The organism is Bacillus sp. X1(2014) (assembly GCF_007678255.1).
This window is the reverse complement of the sequence record NZ_VEED01000024.1, coordinates 42,705-68,064: the sequence shown is the minus strand read 5'-3', so window position 1 is coordinate 68,064 and position 25,360 is coordinate 42,705. Positions and strand designations below refer to the sequence as shown.

Annotated in this window: 25 protein-coding genes, 1 rRNA gene and 2 other annotated features; all 26 genes read left to right on the top strand. The window is 40.2% G+C overall.

What is annotated here, in order from left to right; genetic code table 11:
* Positions 1 to 75 (top strand): 5S ribosomal RNA (gene rrf, locus FS608_RS31920); the annotation flags it as partial.
* Positions 76 to 499: 424 nt separating this feature from the next.
* The gene (locus tag FS608_RS26770; RefSeq protein WP_026565491.1) at positions 500 to 961 is read left to right on the top strand and encodes a CtsR family transcriptional regulator; all 462 of its coding nucleotides are present in this window, start codon (positions 500 to 502) and stop codon (positions 959 to 961) included.
* A gap of 25 nt (positions 962 to 986) precedes the next feature.
* Positions 987 to 1,535 (top strand): protein-arginine kinase activator protein McsA, encoded by a 549-nt coding sequence (gene mcsA / locus FS608_RS26765; RefSeq protein ID WP_144555590.1) that lies wholly within the window; start codon positions 987 to 989, stop codon positions 1,533 to 1,535.
* Position 1,536: 1 nt separating this feature from the next.
* A complete protein-coding gene (gene mcsB, locus FS608_RS26760) occupies positions 1,537 to 2,607 on the top strand; it encodes a protein-arginine kinase McsB (protein ID WP_144555589.1) in 1,071 nt (356 codons plus the stop codon).
* Positions 2,608 to 2,624: 17 nt separating this feature from the next.
* On the top strand, positions 2,625 to 5,066 hold the full coding sequence (clpC, locus tag FS608_RS26755; RefSeq protein WP_144555588.1) for an ATP-dependent protease ATP-binding subunit ClpC: 2,442 nt from the start codon (positions 2,625 to 2,627) through the stop codon (positions 5,064 to 5,066).
* A gap of 378 nt (positions 5,067 to 5,444) precedes the next feature.
* Positions 5,445 to 6,827, top strand: coding sequence for a DNA repair protein RadA (radA, locus tag FS608_RS26750; protein ID WP_144555587.1), 1,383 nt, complete (start codon positions 5,445 to 5,447; stop codon positions 6,825 to 6,827).
* 3 nt (positions 6,828 to 6,830) lie between these two features.
* On the top strand, positions 6,831 to 7,904 hold the full coding sequence (gene disA / locus FS608_RS26745; protein ID WP_144555586.1) for a DNA integrity scanning diadenylate cyclase DisA: 1,074 nt from the start codon (positions 6,831 to 6,833) through the stop codon (positions 7,902 to 7,904).
* A 194-nt stretch (positions 7,905 to 8,098) separates the two neighbouring features.
* On the top strand, positions 8,099 to 9,187 hold the full coding sequence (locus FS608_RS26740) for a PIN/TRAM domain-containing protein (RefSeq protein ID WP_144555585.1): 1,089 nt from the start codon (positions 8,099 to 8,101) through the stop codon (positions 9,185 to 9,187).
* Between the two features lie 22 nt (positions 9,188 to 9,209).
* Entirely contained in the window at positions 9,210 to 9,914 is a 705-nt protein-coding gene (ispD, locus tag FS608_RS26735) for a 2-C-methyl-D-erythritol 4-phosphate cytidylyltransferase (RefSeq protein ID WP_144555584.1), read from the top strand.
* Positions 9,915 to 10,019: 105 nt separating this feature from the next.
* Positions 10,020 to 10,502 carry a 2-C-methyl-D-erythritol 2,4-cyclodiphosphate synthase gene (ispF, locus tag FS608_RS26730; protein WP_144555583.1) on the top strand — a complete coding sequence of 161 codons (483 nt, stop codon included), beginning with the start codon at positions 10,020 to 10,022 and terminating at the stop codon, positions 10,500 to 10,502.
* A 71-nt stretch (positions 10,503 to 10,573) separates the two neighbouring features.
* A complete protein-coding gene (gltX, locus tag FS608_RS26725; protein WP_144555582.1) occupies positions 10,574 to 12,031 on the top strand; it encodes a glutamate--tRNA ligase in 1,458 nt (485 codons plus the stop codon).
* A 46-nt stretch (positions 12,032 to 12,077) separates the two neighbouring features.
* Positions 12,078 to 12,327, top strand: a binding site (T-box leader).
* A 62-nt stretch (positions 12,328 to 12,389) separates the two neighbouring features.
* Positions 12,390 to 13,058 (top strand): serine O-acetyltransferase, encoded by a 669-nt coding sequence (cysE, locus tag FS608_RS26720; protein ID WP_144555581.1) that lies wholly within the window; start codon positions 12,390 to 12,392, stop codon positions 13,056 to 13,058.
* Complete coding sequence (gene cysS / locus FS608_RS26715; RefSeq protein WP_144555580.1) at positions 13,039 to 14,436, top strand: cysteine--tRNA ligase; 1,398 nt, start codon at positions 13,039 to 13,041, stop codon at positions 14,434 to 14,436. Before cysE ends, cysS begins: the two co-directional genes overlap by 20 nt.
* 3 nt (positions 14,437 to 14,439) lie before the next feature.
* Positions 14,440 to 14,859 carry a Mini-ribonuclease 3 gene (locus FS608_RS26710; RefSeq protein WP_144555579.1) on the top strand — a complete coding sequence of 140 codons (420 nt, stop codon included), beginning with the start codon at positions 14,440 to 14,442 and terminating at the stop codon, positions 14,857 to 14,859.
* A gap of 1 nt (position 14,860) precedes the next feature.
* Positions 14,861 to 15,604, top strand: a complete 744-nt coding sequence (gene rlmB / locus FS608_RS26705) for a 23S rRNA (guanosine(2251)-2'-O)-methyltransferase RlmB (protein ID WP_144555578.1) — start codon at positions 14,861 to 14,863, stop codon at positions 15,602 to 15,604.
* 3 nt (positions 15,605 to 15,607) lie between these two features.
* Positions 15,608 to 16,117, top strand: a complete 510-nt coding sequence (locus FS608_RS26700; protein WP_144555577.1) for an NYN domain-containing protein — start codon at positions 15,608 to 15,610, stop codon at positions 16,115 to 16,117.
* A gap of 114 nt (positions 16,118 to 16,231) precedes the next feature.
* A complete protein-coding gene (gene sigH, locus FS608_RS26695) occupies positions 16,232 to 16,837 on the top strand; it encodes an RNA polymerase sporulation sigma factor SigH (RefSeq protein WP_257148501.1) in 606 nt (201 codons plus the stop codon).
* 112 nt (positions 16,838 to 16,949) lie between these two features.
* Positions 16,950 to 17,096 carry a 50S ribosomal protein L33 gene (rpmG, locus tag FS608_RS26690; RefSeq protein WP_098573712.1) on the top strand — a complete coding sequence of 49 codons (147 nt, stop codon included), beginning with the start codon at positions 16,950 to 16,952 and terminating at the stop codon, positions 17,094 to 17,096.
* A gap of 45 nt (positions 17,097 to 17,141) precedes the next feature.
* Entirely contained in the window at positions 17,142 to 17,324 is a 183-nt protein-coding gene (secE, locus tag FS608_RS26685) for a preprotein translocase subunit SecE (protein WP_098573710.1), read from the top strand.
* 325 nt (positions 17,325 to 17,649) lie between these two features.
* Positions 17,650 to 18,183, top strand: a complete 534-nt coding sequence (gene nusG, locus FS608_RS26680; RefSeq protein WP_026565508.1) for a transcription termination/antitermination protein NusG — start codon at positions 17,650 to 17,652, stop codon at positions 18,181 to 18,183.
* Between the two features lie 178 nt (positions 18,184 to 18,361).
* A complete protein-coding gene (gene rplK, locus FS608_RS26675; protein ID WP_026565509.1) occupies positions 18,362 to 18,787 on the top strand; it encodes a 50S ribosomal protein L11 in 426 nt (141 codons plus the stop codon).
* A 114-nt stretch (positions 18,788 to 18,901) separates the two neighbouring features.
* A complete protein-coding gene (gene rplA, locus FS608_RS26670) occupies positions 18,902 to 19,600 on the top strand; it encodes a 50S ribosomal protein L1 (RefSeq protein WP_144555576.1) in 699 nt (232 codons plus the stop codon).
* A 53-nt stretch (positions 19,601 to 19,653) separates the two neighbouring features.
* Positions 19,654 to 19,798 (top strand) — a sequence feature (ribosomal protein L10 leader region).
* 33 nt (positions 19,799 to 19,831) lie between these two features.
* Positions 19,832 to 20,332 (top strand): 50S ribosomal protein L10, encoded by a 501-nt coding sequence (gene rplJ, locus FS608_RS26665; RefSeq protein WP_144555575.1) that lies wholly within the window; start codon positions 19,832 to 19,834, stop codon positions 20,330 to 20,332.
* Positions 20,333 to 20,388: 56 nt separating this feature from the next.
* Positions 20,389 to 20,751 carry a 50S ribosomal protein L7/L12 gene (gene rplL / locus FS608_RS26660; protein WP_144555574.1) on the top strand — a complete coding sequence of 121 codons (363 nt, stop codon included), beginning with the start codon at positions 20,389 to 20,391 and terminating at the stop codon, positions 20,749 to 20,751.
* Between the two features lie 118 nt (positions 20,752 to 20,869).
* Positions 20,870 to 21,472 carry a class I SAM-dependent methyltransferase gene (locus tag FS608_RS26655; protein ID WP_144555573.1) on the top strand — a complete coding sequence of 201 codons (603 nt, stop codon included), beginning with the start codon at positions 20,870 to 20,872 and terminating at the stop codon, positions 21,470 to 21,472.
* A 252-nt stretch (positions 21,473 to 21,724) separates the two neighbouring features.
* The gene (rpoB, locus tag FS608_RS26650; protein WP_144555572.1) at positions 21,725 to 25,282 is read left to right on the top strand and encodes a DNA-directed RNA polymerase subunit beta; all 3,558 of its coding nucleotides are present in this window, start codon (positions 21,725 to 21,727) and stop codon (positions 25,280 to 25,282) included.
* Positions 25,283 to 25,360: the final 78 nt, after the last annotated feature.

Below are 25,360 nucleotides of genomic sequence, written 5' to 3'. Positions count from 1 at the left end.
AACACGGAAGTTAAGCTTCTCAGCGCCGATGGTAGTTGGGACACGCGTCCCTGTGAGAGTAGGACGTTGCCAGGCACATCAAGGACAACCTGAAAAGGTTGTCCTTTTTTGTTTTGGAAAAATTGTTTAGAGAGAAAGTCTGATTGCAATAAGGAATATTTTCACATAATTTGTTTGACTAAATTAAACTTTTGTTTAATTATTCTTTAGTTTTGTAAAATTAAATTAAACTTTAGTTTAATTGCCCGTTTTTTTGTAAAATTAGGTACTATATACGTCTAATTATCCATTTTAAGCGGTATTGGCTTCATATAAAAACCAGTCAAGTCAATTTCGACCGATACTATCACGCTCTAATCAGCATTACTTTTTAACGAAACCTACGTTTCACAATGACGAGATTTGGAGAAAATCATTAGTAGTGAATCGTTGCATCTACATAAAAAATTCAGTATAATTTAGTCAAATATAGTCAAAGTCAGAGAATGGGGGTGGGAAGATGAGAAACATCTCTGATATTATTGAAAAATATCTCAAACAAGTATTGGAATTAAGTGAAAGAGACCTTGTTGAAATCAAACGAAGTGAAATCGCAGACAAATTTCAATGCGTTCCATCACAAATCAATTATGTAATCAATACCCGTTTTACGATCGAAAGAGGATATATTGTAGAAAGTAAACGGGGCGGCGGTGGGTATATACGGATCATGAAGGTCCAGTCCCATGATCTTGCTCATTTAATAGAACAATCACTCGCACTTATTCAAAGCAGGATTAGTCAAACCAGTGCAGAGGATGTCATATTCAGACTCGTTCAAGAAGAAATTGTCTCACAGCGGGAAGCGAAAATTATGCTCAGTGTAATTGACCGATCCGTTCTTTATATTGATCTTCCATACCGAGACGAATTAAGAGCGAGAATGCTAAAAGCAATGCTTACATCTTTAAAATATAAATAAATTTTTTCGCTTGAGAGGTGAAAGTATGATTTGCCAGGAATGCAACCAAAGACCTGCAGCCCTTCACTTTACGAAAATCATTAATGGTGAAAAGACCGAAGTTCACCTGTGTGAAAAATGTGCGCAGGAAAAGGGAGAAATGTTTATTTTTAATGGGGAATCGGGCTTCGCTTTTAATAATTTGTTAGCAGGATTATTAAATATAGACCCTACTTTTCAAAAACCTAGTCAAAGTCCATTTCATCAGGAGGAAATTCTTCAATGTGATTCTTGTTCGATGACATTTCCGCAGTTTTTAAAAGTGGGCCGCTTTGGATGTTCACATTGTTATGAAGTATTTAAAGAACAATTGAAGCCTGTATTACGGCGACTTCATAGTGGAAACTGGACACATAATGGAAAAATACCAAAGAGAATTGGTGGAGGAATCCACTTGCGAAAACAGATTGATGAATTAAAAAGTAACTTAAAAGAATCAATTGCCAATGAAGAATTTGAAAAGGCTGCTGAGATTCGCGATGAAATACGTCAGTTAGAGAGAAAACTAGCAGCCAGCCAAGAGGGAGGGGAATAACATGTCGCTTGAACGATTTTTAAATCAAGCTGTCAGCTCCTGGATGAGTGAGGAAGGACCTGATTCAGATATTGTCCTCAGTTCCCGCATTCGTTTGGCTCGTAACTTTGATGCATATAAATTTCCAACACTTTTTACACACGAAGAAGCAAAGATCATTATTGAAAAAATGGAGGAAATATTAAATCAGTCAGACCTTCAAAGGTTTGGCCAAATGGAATTGTTGAAAATTAATGAACTTCAGCCTCTGCAAAAAAGGGTGTTGGTGGAAAAACATTTAATTAGTCCAAATCTAGCAGAGGATTCACCACATGGTGCTGTTTTATTAACCGAAAATGAAGAAGTTAGTATTATGATTAATGAAGAGGATCATATTCGTATTCAATGTTTGTTTCCTGGCTTGCAATTATCTGAAGCTTTAGATGCTGCTAATGAAATTGATGATTGGCTTGAAAGTAATATTCAATATGCATTTGATGAGAAGCATGGTTATTTAACCAGTTGTCCTACAAATGTGGGAACCGGTCTTCGTGCTTCTGTGATGATGCACTTACCAGGACTTATTTTAACACAGCAAATTAATCGAATTATTCCGGCAATCAATCAATTAGGTCTAGTTGTTAGAGGAATTTACGGTGAAGGTAGCGAAGCATTAGGTAATATATTTCAAATTTCTAATCAAATTACCCTTGGAAAATCGGAAGAGGACATTTGCCGGGATCTCAAGGGAGTTGTTAGCCAGTTAATTTCACAAGAAAGGTCAGCACGTGAAGCATTACGGAAAACTTCAAACATACAATTAGAAGACAGGGTGTTCCGTTCACTGGGTGTGTTATCTAATAGCCGAATTATCGAATCAAAAGAAGCAGCAAGATGTTTATCCGATGTTCGGCTTGGAATAGATATGGGTTATATTGAAAATATGCCTAAGACGATATTAAATGAATTAATGATACTGACCCAGCCAGGTTTCCTGCAGCAATATGCTGGCGGTTCATTAAGACCACATGAAAGAGATATCAGAAGGGCAGCATTAATTAGGGAACGAATAAAAATGGAGCAAGAAAAATAGGTGAGGAGGAAGAGAATATGATGTTCGGCCGTTTTACTGAAAGAGCGCAGAAAGTTCTAGCATTAGCACAAGAGGAAGCGATTCGTCTTGGACATAACAATATTGGAACAGAGCACATTTTATTAGGATTAACTCGTGAAGGTGAAGGGATTGCAGCAAAAGCTCTTTATGGGCTTGGCCTAGGTTCTGAAAAAATCCAAAAAGAAGTAGAAAACTTAATTGGCAAAGGACAAGAAGCTTCTCAAACGATTCACTATACTCCAAGGGCTAAAAAGGTCATCGAATTATCGATGGATGAGGCACGCAAATTAGGACATTCCTATGTAGGCACGGAGCATATTCTCCTTGGCTTAATCCGTGAAGGGGAAGGGGTAGCCGCTCGAGTCCTTAATAATCTTGGTGTAAGTCTAAATAAGGCAAGACAGCAAGTACTTCAACTATTAGGAAGCAATGAATCAGGCGGGCATCAAGGCGGTGCATCTGCCAGTGCGAACACACCAACACTTGACAGTCTTGCACGCGATCTAACCTCGATCGCCCGTGAAGGAAGTCTTGACCCGGTAATTGGCCGCGGAAAAGAAATTCAACGTGTTATTGAAGTTTTAAGTCGTCGGACAAAAAATAACCCTGTATTAATTGGGGAGCCGGGTGTCGGTAAAACAGCGATTGCAGAAGGTCTTGCCCAGCAAATTGTTAATAACGAAGTGCCTGAAATTCTTCGGGATAAACGAGTGATGACTCTTGATATGGGGACAGTGGTAGCTGGTACGAAATATCGGGGTGAATTTGAAGATCGTTTGAAAAAGGTCATGGATGAAATACGCCAAGCAGGGAATATTATCCTTTTCATTGATGAGCTGCATACCTTAATTGGTGCTGGTGGTGCGGAAGGAGCAATAGATGCTTCTAATATCTTAAAGCCATCTCTTGCGCGTGGTGAACTGCAATGTATTGGTGCAACAACCCTTGATGAATATCGTAAATATATCGAAAAGGATGCTGCATTAGAACGACGCTTCCAGCCAATTCGTGTGGATGAGCCGACACTTGAAGAATCAATTCAGATCTTAGAGGGGCTTCGCGACCGTTACGAGGCACATCACCGTGTATCGATTACAGATGAAGCGATTCAAGCGGCAGTAAAACTTTCAGACCGCTATATCTCTGACCGCTTCCTGCCGGATAAAGCGATTGATTTAATTGATGAAGCAGGTTCTAAGGTACGACTTCGTTCCTTTACCACTCCTCCAAATTTAAAAGAATTAGAAGTGAAATTGGAAGAAGTTCGCAAGGAAAAGGATTCTGCTGTTCAGAGTCAAGAGTTTGAAAAGGCTGCTTCCTTGAGAGATACAGAACAGCGTTTACGTGAACAACTGGAAGAGACAAAGAAGAATTGGAAGGAAAAACAAGGAAAAGAAAACAATGAAGTAACCGTCGAAGATATCGCAAGCGTTGTTTCCAGCTGGACCGGGGTTCCTGTTTCCAAGCTGGCGGAAACAGAAATGGCGAAGTTGCTAAATTTAGAAGAACTTCTTCATTCTCGTGTTATTGGCCAGGAAGAAGCAGTAAAAGCCGTATCGAAGGCTGTACGTCGTGCTCGTGCAGGATTAAAAGATCCTAAACGACCAATCGGTTCCTTCGTTTTCCTTGGACCAACAGGTGTTGGGAAAACCGAATTGGCCCGGGCGCTTGCTGAAGCGATGTTTGGTGACGAGGATGCGATGATTCGGATTGATATGTCCGAGTATATGGAGAAGCACTCGACCTCTCGTCTAGTTGGTTCGCCGCCAGGATATGTCGGTTATGAGGAAGGCGGCCAATTAACAGAAAAGGTTCGCAGAAAGCCATATTCTGTGGTGTTATTAGATGAAATTGAAAAGGCTCATCCAGATGTATTTAATATCCTGCTGCAAGTCCTTGAGGACGGTCGATTAACTGATTCTAAAGGCAGAACGGTTGACTTCCGTAATACTGTCCTCATTATGACATCCAATGTTGGTGCTGAAGCACTAAAACGAAACAAGTATGTCGGCTTTAATATTCAAGATGGAGATCAAGACTATAAAGATATGAAAGGGAAAGTGATGGGAGAATTAAAGAAAGCTTTCCGTCCTGAATTCCTAAACCGTATCGATGAGATTATTGTTTTCCATGCTTTAGAGCGGAAGCATCTTGAAGAAATTGTAACTTTATTATCAGAGCAATTAATTAAACGCTTAAAAGAGCAACATATTTCTTTAGAATTAACAGCTGCGGCAAAGGAGAAGATTTCTCAGGAAGGCTATGATCCTGAATATGGAGCACGACCATTGCGCCGTGCGATTCAAAAGCATATTGAAGACAGACTTTCGGAAGAACTATTAAAGGGAACATTATTAACCGGACAGCTTGCGATTATTGATGTTGATAATGGAGAATTTATTGTTCGAATGGCTGAGAACACTAGTTTAGTAAAATAGGACTAAGTCGTAATATCTATAAAGAGGTACACGTAAATAAAGTTAAATCGTGTACCTCTTTTTCTATCGACTTTTTCAAATGAAAAAATAAAAAAGGTGTGGTAACCTTTATATAGTTAGCAAAATTTGGCTCCTGCACTCAGTGTATTTCGCTACTTGGTGCGTGCGCCTTTTTTCAAAGTTAAATGAGTATGACTTTTTGAACTAGATAACTGTCTGGCTCCAGCACCCAGCGGCTAGTGTACTTCGCCCTTTTCCCTACGATAAGTCAACATCGAATCGCTTACGCTCTCCGTGTTTCCTTTATCTCAGTCTAAGGGCTCCAGTCCATACGCCGCTAAACGGGCGCTTGCGCCTTTTAGAGAGGGTAGAAGGATAATGGCAAAACGAAAGACGAAGTTTATGTGTCAGGCTTGCGGATATGAATCGCCCAAGTGGATGGGTAAATGTCCTGGCTGTGGTGAATGGAATAAGATGGTGGAGGAAGTGGAAGTGACTGGTACCGCGAGGAGAGGTGCATTTGCCCATTCTCAAGGCGGAGCAGGACTGTTATCCAAACCCATGCCGATCAATTCAATTGAAATGGAAAATGAACCGCGGATTCTAACCGATTTAAACGAATTAAACCGTGTCCTTGGCGGCGGTGTGGTAAAGGGTTCTTTAGTCCTAATTGGCGGAGACCCTGGAATTGGGAAGTCAACGCTTCTTTTGCAGGTATCCTCCCAACTTGCAAATAAAGGAAATCAAGTTTTATACATATCTGGCGAGGAATCGTTACGGCAAACCAAACTTCGTGCGGAGCGATTAGGTGTATCTTCTGAAAATCTCCTCGTTTATTCTGAAACGAATCTTGAAGAGATTAACCGTACCATTGATAGTACCAATCCAAGCTTTGTCATTATTGATTCAATCCAGACGGTCTTTCACCCAGATGTAACAAGCGCACCGGGAAGTGTCTCACAGGTTCGTGAGTGTACCTCGGAATTAATGAGAATTGGGAAAACGAAGGGGATTGCGATCTTTATTGTTGGACACGTAACAAAAGAAGGGTCAATTGCTGGTCCAAGGCTGTTAGAGCATATGGTGGATACTGTTCTCTATTTTGAAGGAGAAAGACACCATACCTATCGGATTCTGCGTGCAGTCAAAAACCGTTTTGGTTCAACCAATGAAATGGGTATTTTTGAGATGAAGGAATTGGGCCTAGAAGAAGTAGCCAATCCCTCTGAAATCTTTCTAGAAGAGCGTTCAAGGGGTGCAGCTGGCTCTACGGTGGTTGCATCGATGGAAGGGACAAGACCAGTCCTTGTCGAAATTCAAGCGTTAATTTCCCCTACTAGTTTTGGGAATCCAAGAAGAATGGCCACTGGAATTGACCACAACCGTGTGCCGCTTCTGATGGCGGTTTTAGAAAAGCGAGTTGGGATGCTTCTCCAGAACCAAGATGCCTATTTAAAAGTCGCTGGCGGGGTAAAATTGGATGAACCAGCCATTGATCTAGCTGTAGCTGTCAGTATTGCCTCGAGCTTTAGAGATAAACCAACAAGGCCGACGGACTGCATTATTGGTGAAGTCGGTTTAACAGGGGAAGTAAGAAGGGTATCAAGAATTGAGCAGCGCGTCCAAGAAGCGGCCAAGCTTGGTTTTGAGCGAGTTATTCTGCCCGCTAATAATCTTGGCGGCTGGAAGGGACCAAAGGGAGTCGAACTCATTGGGGTATCGAATGTAAGTGAAGCATTGAAAGCAGCGTTGGGAGGGTAGCAGATGGAAAATAAAAAGCTAGGTGAACATACCGTAAGTGAGATATTACAATTCCTTGCTCCTGGTACTCCCATTCGCGAGGGGATTGACAATGTCCTTCGTGCCAATACAGGAGGTCTCATTGTCATTGGTTTTAATGAAAAAGTAAAAAGTATCGTTGATGGCGGCTTTGAAATTAATTGTCCTTTTTCACCAAGCTTTTTATATGAATTGGCCAAAATGGACGGGGCAATTATCCTTAATGAATTAGGAAATAAAATTCTGTTTGCTAATGCCCAGCTCGCCCCTGACTCCGATATCCCCTCTACAGAAACAGGAATGCGGCACCGCACAGCTGAAAGAACAGCGAAGCAAACAAAAGCCTTAGTTATTGCCATCTCCCAAAGGAGAAATGTAATTACTTTATATCAAGGGAACTTCCGCTATGCATTAAAAGATATTGCGGTTATTTTAACAAAGGCAAATCAAGCCATTCAGACGCTTGAAAAGTATAAGACAGTCCTGGAACAAAGTATTACGAATTTGAGTATTCTCGAGTTTGAAGAGTCTGTCACGTATAACGACTTTTTACTGGTTCTCCACCGGTTTGAAATGGTCTTAAAGATTAAAAACGAGCTGCTAACCTATTTACATGAATTAGGGACTGAAGGGCGTCTCATTCGTTTACAACTGAATGAAATCTTAACTGACTTGGAAGAGGAAACGATGCTCATTATCAAAGATTATGCCTTTGACAGAGACATTAAAGCCAGAGATGTTTTAGGCCGAATGCAGTCAATGACTTCAAATGGAACGATAGAGGATATGGTGTTATTAAAACTAATGGGATATCTGGGCTATGTCCATCTTGAAGAAAATAAAAGTCCACGCGGATACAGGATTCTTAATAAAATTCCAAGACTTCCTTCGATCATTATTGAAAATCTAATTAGCAGATTTGGGGAGCTTGCCAAAATCATCTCAGCATCTGTAGAGGAACTCGACGAGGTTGAAGGGATTGGGGAAGTTCGTGCTAAAAAGATTAAGGAAGGTTTCAAATTAATTAAAGAACGGTTATACACTGATCGACACCTTTAAAAAATAATGAAATAATAGTAAAAAAAATCCAATTGTTTGACATGAAAATTTTCCAATGCTACCCTATGGAGAAATCATCTATAAATAATTCACGGGAACTACTCTTTTAACAAGAATCTTTAAGTGAAAAATAATCAGTAAATTAAGGTTTCATTTTTATGAATATGTTTATAATGAGTAGAGGAGGTGAAGGAATGTTAAAACGTATTGTGCAGGCTTGCTTCCTCATTATGGGTGGTACGCTTGGTATTTTGTTATTACCGGAATTGTTCAATTTACTTCATATCAATGACATTCCCTTAATTAACAACTCGTATATCACTGCTGTTTTAGGTGCTATTATTTTTTATCTTATTACCTTTTGGGCAGTAGATTATGTCTTTAATTTTATTAAATGGGCTGAAGATTCTTTAGTGAAAATCCCTGTAACCGACGTCCTTTTTGGTAGTGTTGGTTTAATATTCGGGTTGTTGGTGGCTTTTTTAATCGGCTTTGCCCTGAATGCGGTTCAAGTGCCGATTTTAAATGCTGTTGTACCAATCTTGCTGACCATTTTATTTGGCTACCTTGGCTTTCAGGTAGGTTTTAAGAAAAGGGACGAGCTGCTTGGTCTCTTTGGAAACCGCAGTAATAAGAAAAAATCCAGTGATGATGAGAGTGAAAAGGAAGCGAATCAATCTTTAAAAATACTAGATACAAGTGTGATCATTGATGGACGTATTGCTGATATTTGTCAGACGGGATTTTTGGAAGGTACGATTGTCATTCCACAGTTTGTCCTCGAGGAATTACAGCATATTGCTGATTCATCCGATGTCTTAAAACGAAATCGCGGCCGTAGAGGCTTGGATATCTTAAATCGAATTCAAAAGGAACTTGCCATTAAAGTCGAAATCTATGAAGGTGATTTTGAGGAAATTAGTGAAGTGGATTCAAAACTTGTTAAACTGGCAAAAATCACAAATGGAATCTTAGTCACAAATGATTTTAATCTGAATAAAGTCTGCGAATTGCAGAATGTTTCGGTGTTAAACATCAATGACTTAGCGAATGCTGTCAAACCTGTTGTTCTTCCAGGTGAAGAATTAACAGTTCAGGTGATTAAGGATGGTAAGGAATATCATCAGGGCGTTGCTTACTTAGATGACGGAACTATGATCGTTGTCGAGGAAGGACGAGAATATATCGGGAAACGAATTGAGGTTCTCGTTACAAGTGTTCTCCAAACATCGGCAGGAAGAATGATATTTGCCAAACCAAAATTATTAGAAAAAGCACTATGATTGAAAGATTGGGGTTAATTTTATGACTTACCAAGTCATTCTCCCGGCAGCGGGCCAGGGAAAAAGAATGGGAGCAGGGAAAAATAAGCTTCTATTAGAGCTTAATCGTATACCTGTACTAATCCATACATTAAAAGTGTTTGAACAGGATAATGCCTGCAGCAAAATTATTGTAGCGATCCATCCCCAGGATGAAGAGGAATTTAATGCCTTATTTATCAAGTATAATGTTGCCAAAGCAATCCACTTAGTGCACGGTGGTAAGGAACGACAGGATAGCATTTTTAATGCGCTGAAAACAGTGGAAACAGACGGGATCATTCTTGTTCATGATGCGGCACGTCCTTTTATCAGTAAAGAACATATCTACCGTTTGACAAAAGTGGCTGAGGAAACAGGAGCAGCCATTTTAGGAGTACCGGCAAAGGACACCATCAAAAAGGTACAAGATGGTTTGGTGGTTGAAACTGTCGAACGTTCAAGCTTGTGGGCTGTCCAAACCCCACAAGCTTTTCGCATTTCTCTTCTGATGGAGGCCTATGAGAAGGCAGAAAAGGACTCCTTCCTGGGAACAGATGATGCTAGTCTTGTGGAGAGGATCGGCCATCCTATTACGATGGTAGAAGGCGACTACGATAATATCAAATTAACAACACCAGAAGATATATATTTTGCTGAAGCGATATTAGAAAAGCGGAAGCGCCTTGACCAGGGGCGACAGGCATAAGACGAGCCGGCGAGAAGGTTGTTCTTTAACCTTCTTGACGGATTGGCTTAAGACCCGAGCCCCTAGGCGCTGTAGCTAGACAATTGAGAAAAAGGAGTTTTTAGGATGTTTCGAATTGGTCAAGGGTTTGATGTGCATCAACTAATAGAAGGGCGTCCGTTGATTATAGGTGGAATTAACATACCTTATGAAATGGGTTTATTGGGTCATTCGGATGCAGATGTTTTATTACATACAGTTTCTGATGCTTGTCTGGGTGCGATTGGGGAAGGTGATATTGGCAAACACTTTCCTGATACCGATCCTAATTTTAAAGATGCTGACTCCGCGAAGTTAATGGAGCATGTGTGGCAATTGGTGAAAAATAAGGGGTACGAGCTGGTTAATGCTGATTGTACAATCATAGCTCAGAAGCCGAAAATGGCACCTTATATTGAGCAAATGCGCGTGAGAATTGCTGAGTTACTAGAAGCAGCTCCTGAGCAAATCAATGTGAAGGCAACAACCACGGAGAAATTGGGCTTCGCAGGCAGAGGAGAAGGAATCGCCTCTCAAGCCGTTGTTTTATTAAGAAAGGTTCATGAATAGTCTTTCTTGAAATCATAGACAATGATAAAATAATCAGTTGAAACCATTAACTAAACTATGGAGGCATTGATATGTCAAATGAAGTTCGTGTAAGATATGCGCCAAGTCCAACGGGACATTTACATATTGGAAACGCTCGTACGGCATTATTTAATTACTTATTTGCGCGTAATCAGGGCGGAAAATTTATCATTCGTATTGAAGATACCGATAAAAAACGGAATATTGCCGGCGGTGAAGAAAGTCAGTTAAAGTATTTAAAATGGCTAGGCATGGATTGGGATGAGAGTGTTGATGTCGGCGGCGAATACGGTCCATACCGCCAATCTGAACGAAATGATATTTATGAAACATACTATAACCAATTATTATCTGAAGGCCATGCTTATAAGTGTTATTGTACCGAAGCTGAAATTGAAGCAGAGCGGGAAACTCAGACCGAAAGGGGCGAAACACCGCATTATTCGGGTAAATGCCGCCATTTAACAGACGAACAACGCCGTGAATTAGAAAGCGAAGGCCGCCAGCCAAGTATTCGGATTATCGTACCTGAAGGGAAAACCTATACGTTTGATGATATGGTAAAGGGCAGCGTTTCCTTTGAATCCGAAGGGATGGGCGACTGGGTCATCATTAAAAAGGATGGCACCCCAACTTATAACTTTGCGGTTACGGTTGATGATTATTTAATGAAAATCTCTCACGTGCTCCGTGGCGATGATCATATTTCTAACACACCTAAACAACTCATGGTCTATGAAGCATTAGGCTGGGAGCCGCCAATTTTTGGTCATATGACATTGATTGTCAATGAAAGCCGTAAAAAGTTAAGTAAGCGCGATGAATCGATCATCCAGTTTATTGAACAATATGAAGAGTTAGGGTATCTCCCAGAAGCGTTATTTAACTTTATTACACTCCTTGGCTGGTCGCCGGCAGGTGAAGAAGAAATATACTCTAAGAATGAGTTTATTGAGATATTTGATGCGAATCGCTTATCTAAATCCCCAGCATTATTTGATAAGCAGAAACTGCTGTGGATGAATAACCAATACATGAAAAAGATTGAGATTGATCGTGCAGTTGAACTGGCTTTACCGCACTTGGTGAAAGCCGGCCGCTTAAGTGAAAGTCAAACGGATGAACAGTATCAATGGGTTCAAGGGCTAATTGAACTCTTGCAGGAAAAAATGAGCTTTGGTGCCGAAATCGTGGAATTATCCGACATGTTCTTCAAAGAGGAAGCTGACTACGAAGAAGATGCGAAGGAAATTCTAGCAGGAGAAACAGTTCCAGAGGTGTTAAAGGCATTTTCGCATGAACTGGATCAGTTAGAACATTTCCGAGCTGACGGAATAAAGGCTGCAATGAAAGCAGTCCAAAAGTCAACCGGTCAAAAGGGAAAAAACCTATTTATGCCAATTCGTGCTGCAGTAACAGGCCAAACACATGGACCAGACTTGCCACAGGCAATTGAACTATTAGGTAAAAATAAAGTTCAAACAAGAATTAATAAAATTATTAGTTAACATTAAAGCCGAAATGTAATATAGTAGAATAAACAATTATATAGTTACTAAAGTGTAGAAGAGGATAAGTAAAAAAAGGACGCTTCAAAGAGAAAACCATCACCGGCTGAAAGTGGTTTAGGCCTCTCGTTTTTTGAAATGCACCTCTGAGCCCTGTTTCGAAAAGAGTCAACTCTAAGTAGAGATGGGCGGAACCGATCCGTTAACAGGTAGAGTGAGACCAAGTTTTGAGCTATTGTTACCATCCGAGCTTTCCGGTCTAATCAGAGTGGAACCGCGCGTTAAGCGCCTCTGTCGTAATGACAGAGGCGTTTTTTATTTACATTTTTATTTACCAAACAATAAGGGGAGAATGGTAATGTTCAAGAAGTTGAGGGAGGATGTAGAGGTTGTTTTCGAGCAAGATCCTGCGGCAAGGAGCCATTTAGAAGTCATCTTAACCTATTCAGGCTTGCATGCCATTTGGTCACACCGAATTGCCCATGCACTCTTTAATCGAAAATTATTTTTTCTAGCCAGGGTTATTTCGCAAGTAAGCCGATTTTTTACCGGTATTGAGATCCATCCCGGGGCAAAAATAGGCAGAAGATTTTTTATTGATCATGGTATGGGTGTTGTTATTGGGGAAACATGTGAAATTGGGGATAATGTAACTATATATCAAGGAGTCACACTTGGTGGAACGGGGAAAGAAAAAGGAAAAAGGCATCCGACGATTAAGGATAATGTTCTAATTTCTACTGGGGCTAAGGTACTTGGATCAATTACAGTTGGAGAAAATTCCAAGATTGGCGGCGGCTCGGTTGTATTGAAAGAGGTTCCTCCTAACTCAACAGTAGTAGGAATTCCAGGTAGAGTAGTCATGCAAGATGGAAGAAAAATCACAAAAGACTTAAACCATTGTGACTTGCCAGACCCTGTTGCCGACCGCTTAAGAGAAATGCAAAATGACTTGGATAGATTAATGTATGAACTCGAAGAATTAAAAGGAGAAAGGATAAAAGTCAATGGCCATTCAACTTTATAATACACTTACACGTAAAAAAGAAACCTTCGTACCGCTTGAAGAGGGAAAGGTCAAAATGTATGTTTGCGGTCCGACTGTCTATAATTATATTCATATTGGTAATGCCCGTCCGGCCATCGTTTTTGATACTGTCCGACGTTATTTAGAATACCGCGGCTATGATGTTAAATATGTTTCCAATTTTACCGACGTAGATGATAAATTAATCCGAGCTGCCAATCAATTAGGAGAAGACGTGCCAGCAATTGCTGACCGGTTTATCAATGCCTATTTTGAAGATGTATCTGCATTAGGCTGCCAAAAAGCGGATGTTCATCCACGGGTAATGGAGAACATGGACATTATTATTGAATTTATTAGTGAATTAATTGATAAAGGTTTCGCTTATGAATCGGCTGGAGATGTGTATTTCCGGACAAGAAAATTCGATGGTTATGGTAAATTGTCGCATCAATCGATTGATGATTTGCAGGTAGGCGCAAGAATTGAAGTTGGCGATAGGAAACAAGATGACTTAGATTTTGCCCTTTGGAAAGCGGCGAAGGAAGGGGAAATCTTCTGGGAAAGCCCATGGGGACTTGGCCGTCCTGGATGGCATATTGAGTGCTCAGCGATGGCAAAAAAGTATCTGGGTGAAACGATTGATATTCATGCAGGTGGGCAGGATTTAACTTTCCCGCATCATGAAAATGAAATTGCTCAGTCAGAGGCACTAACAGGAAAATTATTTTCCCGCTACTGGATGCACAACGGCTATATCAATATTGACAATGAAAAAATGTCAAAGTCGCTTGGAAACTTTGTGTTAGTTCATGACATTATCAAGAAACACAATCCACAAGTGCTGCGCTTTTTCATGTTATCAGTTCATTACCGTAATCCGATTAATTACAGTGAGGAATTACTGGAAAGTACAAAAGCAGCATTTGAACGCTTGATTACCTCCTATCAAAATTTAAAGCATCGTAAAGAAGCAAGCACAGATTTAACTGATAATAATCAAGAATGGCTTGATAAAATTGCAAGCTCACAGGAACAGTTTATTGAGGCAATGGATGATGATTTCAACACAGCTAAAGCCATTTCAGTCTTATTTGACCTCTCGAAATTGGCAAATTATTATCTTTTAGAAAAAAATACGTCAGTTTCAGTAATTGATGCCTTTACTAAACAGTTTGAAGATTTGTTACATGTTTTAGGACTGACGATTGAAAAAGAAGAAATGCTGGATGAAGAAATTGATGCATTGATTGAAAAACGAATCCAGGCCCGAAAAGACCGTAATTTCCAATTGTCTGACCAAATCCGAGATCAGCTCAAGGAAATGAATATTATTTTAGAAGATACCCCGCAAGGTACAAGGTGGAAAAGAGGCTAATTCATGCTTGAATATGAAAATACCGTCGATGCCAAACAATTGAATAGTCTCGCCCTTGCTTATATGGGGGACGCCATTTATGAAACGTATGTAAGGCGCCACCTCCTCTATAGCGGGAAGGTAAGACCCAATCATTTACACCGGACGGGAACGACTTACGTTTCAGCAAAGGCACAATGCAAAATTCTTTTTCAAATGATGGATGATCATCTACTCGACGAGGAAGAATTAGCGGTGATTATGCGCGGTCGAAATGCAAAGTCAGGCTCTGTTCCTAAAAATACAGATGTCCAAACCTATCATTACAGTACAGCGTTCGAAGCGTTGATGGGTTATTTATATTTAACGGGTAAAATAGAACGGATGGAAGAACTGATTAATCTGGCATTTAGATATGTAGATGAAAGAAAGGAGGAACGCTAGGATGGAACAAGAATATATTGTTGGCAAAAATCCAGTTATTGAAGCGTTGAAATCAGAAAGGGATATTAATAAAATCTTAATTGCTGAAGGATCACAACGCGGCCAAATGCAGCAAATTACGCAGTTAGCAAAAGAAGCACACGTGATAGTTCAATTTGTGCCAAAGAAAAAAATTGATCAAATTTCCGGTGAAAACCACCAAGGAGTTCTGGCCTATGTTGCTGCGTATCAATATGCAGAGATCGATAATTTGTTTGCTGCTGCCGAAAAGAAAAACGAAACGCCTTTCTTTTTATTGCTTGATGAAATTGAAGATCCTCATAATCTCGGTTCGATTATGAGAACGGCGGATTCTGTGGGGGCACATGGCATCATTATACCGAAACGGAGAGCTGTCGGTTTAACCGCAACAGTGGCTAAAGCCTCAACAGGTGCAATTGAGTATATTCCAGTCGTACGTGTCACAAATATGGCGAGAACAATTGATGAATTAAAGGAACGGGGCATTTGGATCGCTGGAACAGATGCAAAAGGAAAAGATGACTACCGCAGGTTAGATGGGACCTTGCCGCTTGGATTGGTCATTGGCAGCGAAGGAAAAGGAATGGGTAGATTAATCCGTGATAAATGTGATTTTCTTATTCACCTGCCAATGGTCGGAAAAGTTACTTCGTTAAATGCTTCTGTTGCAGCATCTTTACTCATGTATGAGGTATATCGAAAACGACACCCGCTTGAGGGGTAACATATGGATATCCTGCTTGTCGACGGATATAACATTATTGGGGCCTGGCCGGAACTTAGGGCGTTAAAAGATCGAGATCTGCCAGCTGCAAGAGATCGTCTTGTTGAAAGAATGGCGGAGTATCAAGCCTATTCCGGATATCGTGTAATTGTTGTCTTTGATGCCTATTATGTACAAGGAACAGAGAAGAAATATAAAAATCATCAAGTAGAAGTCATCTTTACTAAAGAAAATGAAACAGCAGATGAGCGGATAGAAAAATTGGCGATTAGCCTAAGTAATCGGAGAACGCAAATACATGTTGCCACCTCCGATTTTACAGAGCAATGGGCTATCTTTGGACAAGGGGCATTAAGGAAATCCGCTCGAGAGCTGCTCATTGAAATGTCCTCCATTGAAAAAGGGATCGAACAGAAAGTGAAGAAGATTCAAGAAAAAAAACCTGTATCGAAAATAAATATGAGTGATGAAATGGCAGAAATTTTTGAAAAGTGGCGCAGAGGTCAAAAGTGAACGTGGACACTGAAAAAATTGTCATGTATACTATTACTAACTATGCTTGTTCGGTGGAGGCGATCTACTTTGAGTACGGACTTCGGAACAAAGGTCAACCAGCAGTTCCTCATAATGGAAGATGAAGAAATTGTTTATTTGGTGCACCACGGTGATAGTGAAGCGTTGGATTATTTAATTCACAAGTATCGTAATTTTGTACGTGCAAAAGCTAGGTCCTATTTTTTAATTGGAGCTGATAAAGAAGATATTGTCCAAGAAGGGATGATTGGTTTGTATAAAGCCATTCGTGACTTCAGAGAGGACAAACTGACCTCCTTTAAGGCATTTGCCGAGCTGTGCATTACTCGTCAAATTATAACAGCCATTAAAACCGCAACACGGCAAAAGCATATCCCGTTAAATTCGTATGTCTCTTTGGACAAGCCGATTTATGATGAGGAGTCCGATCGAACATTAATGGATGTTTTGTCAGGAGCAAAGGTACTTGACCCTGAGGAGCTAATCATTAATCAAGAAGAATTTGACCATATTGAATTTAAAATGACTGAATTATTAAGTGACTTAGAAAGAAAGGTATTAGCCCTTTACTTGGATGGTCAATCCTATCAAGAAATTTCAGAAGAACTGAATCGTCATGTGAAATCCATTGATAATGCTCTGCAGCGAGTGAAAAGAAAGTTGGAACGATATCTCGAACTTCGTGAATTTTCACTGTAATAACCTACCTTTATGGCATAAATTTGAACCGTTTTCAAGGGATATTGACAATAATTAGGGTACATGGTACATTTTTAAGGATATAATAGAAAATTGGGTAAAGGTGTCGAAGATGAGTAAAAAAGTTATCCTTGCATGTGCAGTTTGCGGTTCTCGTAACTATTCGACAATCAGCAAGCAGACACAAACAGAGCGATTAGAATTGAAAAAATTCTGCAAAACGTGCACCACCCATACCATTCATCGAGAAACAAAATAGTCATCCTATATTCTTATAGTTATTTTATTTTGGGGGTTACTTAACATGCAGCGCATAACGAAGTTCTTCAGTGATATATTCCGTGAGATGAGGAAAGTTAGCTGGCCAAAACGCGGAGAACTAACACGCTCGACGATTACTGTATTAACGACCGTTGTTTTTTTCGCAGCGTTCTTTGCAGTTCTTGATTTAGGGATTTCAAAATTGATTCGTTTAATTCTTGAATAATAAATCAACTTTCATGGTATAATGGTGATTAATAAAGGAATTTTTATCTAAAAGCCCGTATAACGGGTTTTTTATTTGTTTAAAAAATACTATTTTAAAGCCCATTGTTAATTATGCGACTATGTTAATTGGAGCGGAAGGCATGAGACACCTGCGGGAGTACGGGGCAGGGGAGACCCCACAGGCGCTTAAGCGCCGAGGAGGCTCCCCGGACCGCCCGCGAACCGCACGTGCCTGAAGCGGAAATCAACAAGCAATATTAACAGAGCCTAAAAATAGTCTATGACTAATAAATAGGGAGGGACGGACGTTCTAGTCCTCTTAAATGGAAAAAAATTGGTATGTATTACATACTTACTCGGGTTATGAAAATAAAGTAAAAGCAAATTTAGAAAAACGGGTTGAATCAATGGGGATGCAAGATAAGATTTTCCGAGTAGTTGTCCCTGAAGAAGAAGAGACCGAACTAAAAAACGGCAAGAAAAAAGTAGTAAAGCGTAAAGTGTTCCCAGGTTATGTATTAGTGGAAATTGTGATGACAGATGATTCTTGGTACGTAGTACGGAATACTCCTGGAGTAACAGGGTTTGTTGGATCATCAGGATCAGGTTCTAAACCAACCCCCTTACTACCAGAAGAGGTTGTCGTAATACTAAAACGAATGGGTGTTACCGAAACTCGTGTCGATGCTGATTATGAAATTGGCGAAACGGTTCGAGTTAAAGAAGGTCCATTTGCTAACTTTACAGGATCAGTGGAAGAGATGGATAAAGACAAGGCGAAGCTGAAGGTTCTTGTTAATATGTTCGGCCGTGATACCCCTGTAGAACTTGATTTTACTCAGATTGAAAAACTTTAATGTAAAAAAACTTGAAATCATTTTAAAAAAGTGGTAATATTTCATAGGTCAGTATGTCTCCATGTGAGACAAGACTTATGTCAAGTTCTTTATGATCAATAGATAAAGACAGATGCCTGAGTGGGAGGGTTCCTAAAGACCCTATTACCACATCACGGACTTTAAGGAGGTGTGTCTCGTGGCTAAAAAAGTAATTAAAGTCGTTAAATTACAAATTCCTGCTGGGAAAGCAAACCCTGCGCCGCCAGTTGGTCCTGCACTAGGTCAAGCCGGTGTTAACATCATGGGATTCTGTAAAGAATTTAACGCTCGTACAGCAGATCAAGCTGGTTTGATCATCCCTGTTGAAATTACGGTATTTGAAGACCGTTCATTTACATTTATTACGAAAACTCCTCCTGCTGCCGTTCTTTTGAAAGTAGCAGCTGGAATCCAGTCAGGTTCTGGTGAACCTAACCGTAATAAAGTAGCAACAGTTAAGCGTAATACAGTACGCGAGATTGCGGAACAGAAAATGCCTGACCTAAACGCAGCTAGCGTTGAAGCAGCAATGCGCATGGTTGAAGGTACTGCTCGCAGCATGGGTATCGTCATCGAAGACTAATCCATGTAACTGATTGTTTTTTGTAAAATGAAGGGGTTGCGACGTTATAAACACTCGCAACCTTTTTCGTGGGAGTTATTCAACGTTAAAACCACAATCTAGGAGGAAATTAAAATGGCTAAAAAAGGTAAGAAGTATTTAGAAGCTTCAAAGCTTGTAGATCGCCTAAAAGCATATCCAATTGTTGAAGCAATTGATCTTGCAAAACAAACAAACTTCGCTAAATTTGATGCAACTCTTGAAGTAGCATTCCGTTTAGGTGTTGACCCTAAGAAAGCTGACCAACAAATTCGTGGTGCAGTTGTACTTCCTAACGGAACTGGTAAAACGCAACGCGTTCTAGTTTTCGCTAAAGGGGAAAAAGTAAAAGAAGCAGAAGCAGCTGGCGCTGATTATGTAGGCGATGCTGAGTACATCAACAAGATCCAACAAGGTTGGTTTGAATTTGATGTAATCGTAGCAACTCCTGACATGATGGGTGAAGTTGGTAAATTAGGTCGTGTATTAGGACCTAAAGGCTTAATGCCAAACCCTAAAACAGGTACAGTTACATTTGATGTAACTCGTGCAATCAATGAAATTAAAGCAGGTAAAGTTGAATACCGCGTTGACAAGTCTGGTAACATCCACGTGCCAATCGGTAAAGCTTCTTTCGAAAACGAAAAGCTTGTTGAAAACTTCAACACTGTATTTGAAACTATGCTAAAAGTGAAGCCTTCTGCTGCAAAAGGTACTTACATGAAGAACGTAACTGTTGCTTCTACAATGGGACCTGGCGTTAAAGTTGATCCTTCATCAGTAGCTGTTAAATAAATTTTACCAATTGACAACGTAAACTAGATTTTATATAATCTATTTTGTTGTTTAAAATAATAACATTTGTACTGTAGACAGCAGGTGTGCTAAATGCACTTAATTTCCTGCCGAGGTAATGCGATATATATAACTGAGTAATCAGTTGTTATCCTGCCTCCATGTCACCGTTCGATATGGAGGCGTTTATTTGCCTGGTATAAATGTAGAAATTCTACAGGAGGTGTAAAGATGAGCAGTGCAATCGAATTAAAGCAACAAATCGTTAGCGAAATTTCTGATAAATTAAAGAACAGCGTATCAACAGTTGTTGTTGATTACCGTGGTCTTTCAGTTGCAGAAGTAACTGAACTTCGTAAACAGCTTCGTGAAGCTGGTGTGGAATTCAAAGTTTACAAAAACTCAATGACACGCCGTGCGGCTGAAGCAGCTGGCCTTGCTGATTTAAACGCTGCATTAACAGGTCCAAACGCAATTGCGTTCAGTACTGAAGATGTAGTAGCACCAGCTAAAATCTTGAACGACTTTGCGAAAAAGCATGAAGCACTTGAACTAAAAGCAGGTGTAATTGAAGGAAACGTTGCAACAGCTGAAGAAATTAAAGCTCTTGCTGACCTACCATCACGCGAAGGTTTACTATCTATGTTACTCAGCGTACTACAAGCTCCAATCCGCAACCTTGCTCTTGTTACAAAAGCAGTTGCAGAACAAAAAGAAGAACAAGGCGCGTAAGCTAGTCTTAACGTCACACTAATAAATTCGAACGAAAACTAAGGAGGAAATTAATCATGACTAAAGAACAAATCATTGAAGCAGTTAAAACTATGACTGTTTTAGAACTTAACGATCTAGTAAAAGCAATCGAAGAAGAATTCGGCGTAACTGCTGCTGCTCCAGTAGCAATGGTTGGCGGCGCAGGTGCTGCTGCTGTTGAAGAAAAAACTGAATTTGATGTAATCCTAGCTGGCGCTGGCGATCAAAAAATCAAGGTTATCAAAGTTGTTCGTGAAATCACTGGTCTTGGTCTTAAAGAAGCAAAAGACCTTGTTGACAACACTCCAAAGCCAGTTAAAGAAGGCGTTTCTAAAGATGAAGCTGAAGCAATTAAAGCTAAGCTTGATGAAGTTGGAGCAAACGTTGAAGTTAAGTAATAATCACAAAAACGAGCTCGCTGTATAAGCGGGCTTTTTTTGGCTTAATAGAATCTAGGTTTTTAGTTTCTTTTCCTCGTTAATCTTCAATTATTAATCTTCCTCGGAGGTGAGTCAGTTGTCTGAACACTACTATTCTCGAACACAAAAGGTCGAAAGTGACCCGAAATTTTGGGACTACACTTTAAAAAATAACCTTTTTCGTTTTAAAACGGATAACGGTGTGTTTTCAAAAGGAGAAGTAGATTTCGGCTCACGTTTATTAATTGAGTCTTTTGAAATGCCAAATGCAGACGGATTACTCCTGGATGTTGGCTGCGGCTACGGTCCAATTGGTCTTTCGCTTGCAAAATATTATCATGAACGTATGATACATATGGTTGATGTTAATGAGCGGGCTATTGAATTGGCAAAGGAAAATGCAGAATTAAATCGGATCCAGAATGTTACAATCTATGAAAGTGATCGGTTGTTAAATGTGAAGGAAAACACATTTGCAGCTATTTTAACAAATCCGCCGATCAGAGCAGGGAAAAAAACAGTCCATGACATTTTTGAACAAAGCTTTGATCATCTCGTGTCACAAGGGGAGCTCTGGGTTGTCATTCAAAAGAAACAAGGTGCACCATCCGCAATTGAAAAATTAAATAATTTATTTAATCACGTCGAAACTATTGACAAATCCAAAGGTTATTTTGTCATAAGGGCACAAAAAAGTTGACTTGAAAATGTCACTATGATAGCATTATAAAATGCCATCATAATAATTTCCGAATTATTCCTATAAATACTTGAATATCTTGTATAAAAAAGGAATATTAAGGAAATGATGACAAAATAATAGTCTAAATGTGAAAATGTGGTTTTTAACAAAAAACCCTTTTTCTTTTTGTTTACTGGAAAAGGAGTAAATTTCTGTTCCATAAACGTAAATAGATTTTAATAATAACGCTTGATTTGAGGGGTGAATCAGTTGACAGGTCAACTAGTTCAGTATGGACGACACCGCCAACGAAGAAGTTACGCACGAATCAGTGAAGTTTTAGAATTACCAAATCTTATTGAAATCCAAACCTCTTCTTATCAATGGTTTCTTGATGAGGGTTTGCGTGAAATGTTCCAGGATATTTCACCAATCGAGGACTTTACTGGTAACCTATCACTAGAATTTATTGATTACAGTCTTGGCGATCCAAAGTATTCAGTAGAGGAATCAAAAGAACGGGACGTTACATATTCTGCTCCTTTGCGTGTAAAAGTACGTCTTGTTAACAAAGAAACAGGTGAAGTAAAAGATCAAGATGTATTTATGGGTGATTTTCCACTTATGACTGAAACAGGTACGTTTGTCATTAATGGGGCAGAACGTGTTATCGTTTCACAATTAGTGCGCTCTCCGAGTGTTTACTATAGTGGGAAGTTCGATAAAAATGGAAAGAGGGGCTTTTCAGCTACCGTCATTCCGAACCGCGGCGCTTGGCTCGAATATGAAACAGATGCTAAAGATGTCGTTTATGTGAGAATAGATCGTACTCGGAAACTGCCCGTTACGGTTCTTTTGCGTGCACTTGGTTTCGGCTCTGATCAAGAAATCATTGAATTGATTGGGGATAACGAATACATCCGTAATACACTTGAGAAAGACAATACGGAAGGTGTCGAAAAGGCCCTTTTAGAAATTTATGAGCGTCTGCGTCCTGGTGAACCACCTACCGTTGAAAATGCAAAGAGCTTATTAGTGTCACGTTTCTTTGACCCTAAGCGCTATGACCTTGCTAATGTAGGCCGCTATAAAATTAATAAAAAGCTTCATATTAAAAATCGTTTATTCAACCAACGCTTAGCAGAGTCCCTTGCGGATCCTGAAACAGGTGAAATTATTGCCGAAAAAGGATTGATTCTAGATAGAAGAAACCTTGATAGAATTATCCCTGCTCTTGAAAAGAATATTAATTTCAAAGGCTTTAATCCGTATGGCGGAGTTGTAGAAGACGAGATCACACTTCAGGATATTAAGATTTATGCTCCTGGTGATGAAAGTGAAAAAGTAATTAATGTCTTAGGTAATGCCTATGTGGCAGAACCAATTAAAAATATTACACCGGCTGATATCATTGCATCAATTAGCTACTTCTTTAATTTATTACATGGTGTCGGTGACACGGATGATATCGATCACTTAGGGAACAGACGTCTTCGTTCTGTTGGAGAATTGCTTCAGAATCAATTCCGGATTGGGTTATCCCGTATGGAGCGTGTGGTTCGTGAAAGAATGTCAATTCAAGACACTGCAACGATCACACCACAGCAATTGATCAACATTCGTCCAGTTATTGCGTCTATTAAAGAGTTCTTTGGCAGCTCGCAATTATCACAGTTCATGGACCAAACCAACCCGCTTGCTGAATTAACTCACAAGCGCCGTCTCTCTGCATTAGGACCTGGTGGTTTAACGCGTGAACGTGCTGGAATGGAAGTTCGTGACGTTCACTACTCCCACTATGGCCGGATGTGTCCGATTGAAACACCTGAAGGTCCAAACATTGGTCTGATTAACTCGCTTTCATCATATGCGAAAGTTAACCGTTTTGGTTTTATCGAAACACCATACCGGAGGGTTGACCCTGATACTGGTAAGGTTACTGCTCGGATCGATTACTTAACAGCTGACGAAGAAGATAACTATGTAGTAGCCCAAGCAAACTCTCGCTTAGGTGACGACGGTTCCTTCTTGGATGAGGAAGTTGTTGCTCGTTTCCGTGGTGAGAATACTGTTGTTAAACGTGAACGCATTGACTATATGGATGTATCGCCAAAGCAAGTAGTGTCTGCGGCAACAGCATGTATTCCGTTCCTTGAAAATGATGACTCCAACCGTGCTCTAATGGGTGCGAACATGCAGCGTCAAGCCGTACCGCTTATGCAGCCAGAAGCCCCTCGTGTTGGAACAGGTATGGAATATGTATCTGGTAAAGACTCAGGTGCAGCGGTAATCTGTAAGCACGAAGGTATTGTTGAACACGTGGAAGCGCGTGAGGTATGGGTGCGTCGTATTAATGTGGTTGACGGTCAAGAGGTAAAAGGAAATCTTGATAAATACCGCATGCTAAAATTCATCCGTTCTAACCAAGGAACCTGTTATAACCAACGTCCGATTGTTGCAGTGGGTAACCGTGTAACCAAAGGCGAAATTCTTGCTGATGGTCCATCAATGGAATTGGGAGAATTAGCATTAGGCCGAAACGTCCTTGTTGCCTTTATGACATGGGATGGTTATAACTATGAAGATGCGATTATTATGAATCAACGTCTTGTAAAAGACGATGTATACACATCGATTCATATTGAAGAATATGAATCAGAATCCCGTGATACCAAACTAGGGCCTGAAGAAATTACACGTGATATTCCAAACGTCGGAGAAGATGCTCTTCGTAACTTGGATGAGCGCGGTATCATTCGTACTGGTGCCGAAGTTAAAGATGGTGATTTGTTAGTTGGTAAAGTAACACCAAAAGGGGTTACAGAATTAACAGCAGAGGAACGTCTTTTACATGCAATCTTTGGTGAAAAGGCTCGTGAAGTTCGTGATACTTCTCTTCGTGTGCCACATGGCGGCGGTGGGATTGTCCTTGATGTTAAAGTCTTTAATCGTGAAGATGGCGATGAACTGCCACCAGGTGTAAACCAACTTGTCCGTGTCTACATCGTTCAGAAACGTAAGATTTCTGAAGGTGATAAAATGGCGGGACGTCACGGTAACAAAGGGGTTATCTCAAGGATTTTACCGGAAGAAGATATGCCGTATTTACCAGACGGCACACCAGTCGATATCATGTTAAATCCACTAGGGGTACCATCACGGATGAACATTGGACAGGTGCTGGAACTCCATCTTGGAATGGCAGCACGCTACCTAGGCATTCATGTTGCTTCTCCAGTATTTGACGGAGCCCGTGAAGAAGATGTTTGGGGAACAATTGAAGAAGCAGGTATGGCTCGTGATGCGAAAACCGTCCTATATGATGGCCGTTCTGGGGAACCATTTGACAACCGTGTCTCTGTAGGTGTCATGTATATGATTAAACTTGCACACATGGTTGATGATAAACTCCATGCCCGTTCAACTGGACCTTACTCATTAGTTACGCAGCAGCCACTGGGCGGTAAAGCTCAATTTGGTGGTCAGCGCTTTGGTGAGATGGAGGTTTGGGCACTTGAAGCATACGGTGCAGCATACACACTTCAAGAAATCCTTACGGTTAAATCCGATGACGTGGTTGGTCGTGTGAAAACGTACGAAGCGATTGTCAAAGGTGAAAATGTTCCGGAACCAGGTGTTCCAGAATCATTCAAAGTATTAATTAAAGAACTTCAGAGTCTAGGAATGGATGTAAAAATTCTTTCAGGTGACGAAAAAGAAATTGAAATGCGCGATACGGAAGATGACGATGACTTACAACAAGTCGATACGTTAAACATTGTTCCTGAACAAGCATTTGAATCAGAAAAAGTGGGTTCAAAAGAGTAATTATATAATTTAGTTGGAGCGCAACCATGCGCTCCCGCTTTCATTGTTCCCTAGCTGCAGCGCGCAACCCCTCGAGGA

Coding starts and splice junctions, on each gene's coding strand:
- FS608_RS26770 (WP_026565491.1), top strand. CDS start 500: ATGAGAAACATCTCTGATATTATTGAAAAATATCTCAAACAAGTATTG.
- mcsA (WP_144555590.1), top strand. CDS start 987: ATGATTTGCCAGGAATGCAACCAAAGACCTGCAGCCCTTCACTTTACG.
- mcsB (WP_144555589.1), top strand. CDS start 1,537: ATGTCGCTTGAACGATTTTTAAATCAAGCTGTCAGCTCCTGGATGAGT.
- clpC (WP_144555588.1), top strand. CDS start 2,625: ATGATGTTCGGCCGTTTTACTGAAAGAGCGCAGAAAGTTCTAGCATTA.
- radA (WP_144555587.1), top strand. CDS start 5,445: ATGGCAAAACGAAAGACGAAGTTTATGTGTCAGGCTTGCGGATATGAA.
- disA (WP_144555586.1), top strand. CDS start 6,831: ATGGAAAATAAAAAGCTAGGTGAACATACCGTAAGTGAGATATTACAA.
- FS608_RS26740 (WP_144555585.1), top strand. CDS start 8,099: ATGTTAAAACGTATTGTGCAGGCTTGCTTCCTCATTATGGGTGGTACG.
- ispD (WP_144555584.1), top strand. CDS start 9,210: ATGACTTACCAAGTCATTCTCCCGGCAGCGGGCCAGGGAAAAAGAATG.
- ispF (WP_144555583.1), top strand. CDS start 10,020: ATGTTTCGAATTGGTCAAGGGTTTGATGTGCATCAACTAATAGAAGGG.
- gltX (WP_144555582.1), top strand. CDS start 10,574: ATGTCAAATGAAGTTCGTGTAAGATATGCGCCAAGTCCAACGGGACAT.
- cysE (WP_144555581.1), top strand. CDS start 12,390: ATGTTCAAGAAGTTGAGGGAGGATGTAGAGGTTGTTTTCGAGCAAGAT.
- cysS (WP_144555580.1), top strand. CDS start 13,039: ATGGCCATTCAACTTTATAATACACTTACACGTAAAAAAGAAACCTTC.
- FS608_RS26710 (WP_144555579.1), top strand. CDS start 14,440: ATGCTTGAATATGAAAATACCGTCGATGCCAAACAATTGAATAGTCTC.
- rlmB (WP_144555578.1), top strand. CDS start 14,861: ATGGAACAAGAATATATTGTTGGCAAAAATCCAGTTATTGAAGCGTTG.
- FS608_RS26700 (WP_144555577.1), top strand. CDS start 15,608: ATGGATATCCTGCTTGTCGACGGATATAACATTATTGGGGCCTGGCCG.
- sigH (WP_257148501.1), top strand. CDS start 16,232: ATGGAAGATGAAGAAATTGTTTATTTGGTGCACCACGGTGATAGTGAA.
- rpmG (WP_098573712.1), top strand. CDS start 16,950: ATGAGTAAAAAAGTTATCCTTGCATGTGCAGTTTGCGGTTCTCGTAAC.
- secE (WP_098573710.1), top strand. CDS start 17,142: ATGCAGCGCATAACGAAGTTCTTCAGTGATATATTCCGTGAGATGAGG.
- nusG (WP_026565508.1), top strand. CDS start 17,650: ATGGAAAAAAATTGGTATGTATTACATACTTACTCGGGTTATGAAAAT.
- rplA (WP_144555576.1), top strand. CDS start 18,902: ATGGCTAAAAAAGGTAAGAAGTATTTAGAAGCTTCAAAGCTTGTAGAT.
- rplJ (WP_144555575.1), top strand. CDS start 19,832: ATGAGCAGTGCAATCGAATTAAAGCAACAAATCGTTAGCGAAATTTCT.
- rplL (WP_144555574.1), top strand. CDS start 20,389: ATGACTAAAGAACAAATCATTGAAGCAGTTAAAACTATGACTGTTTTA.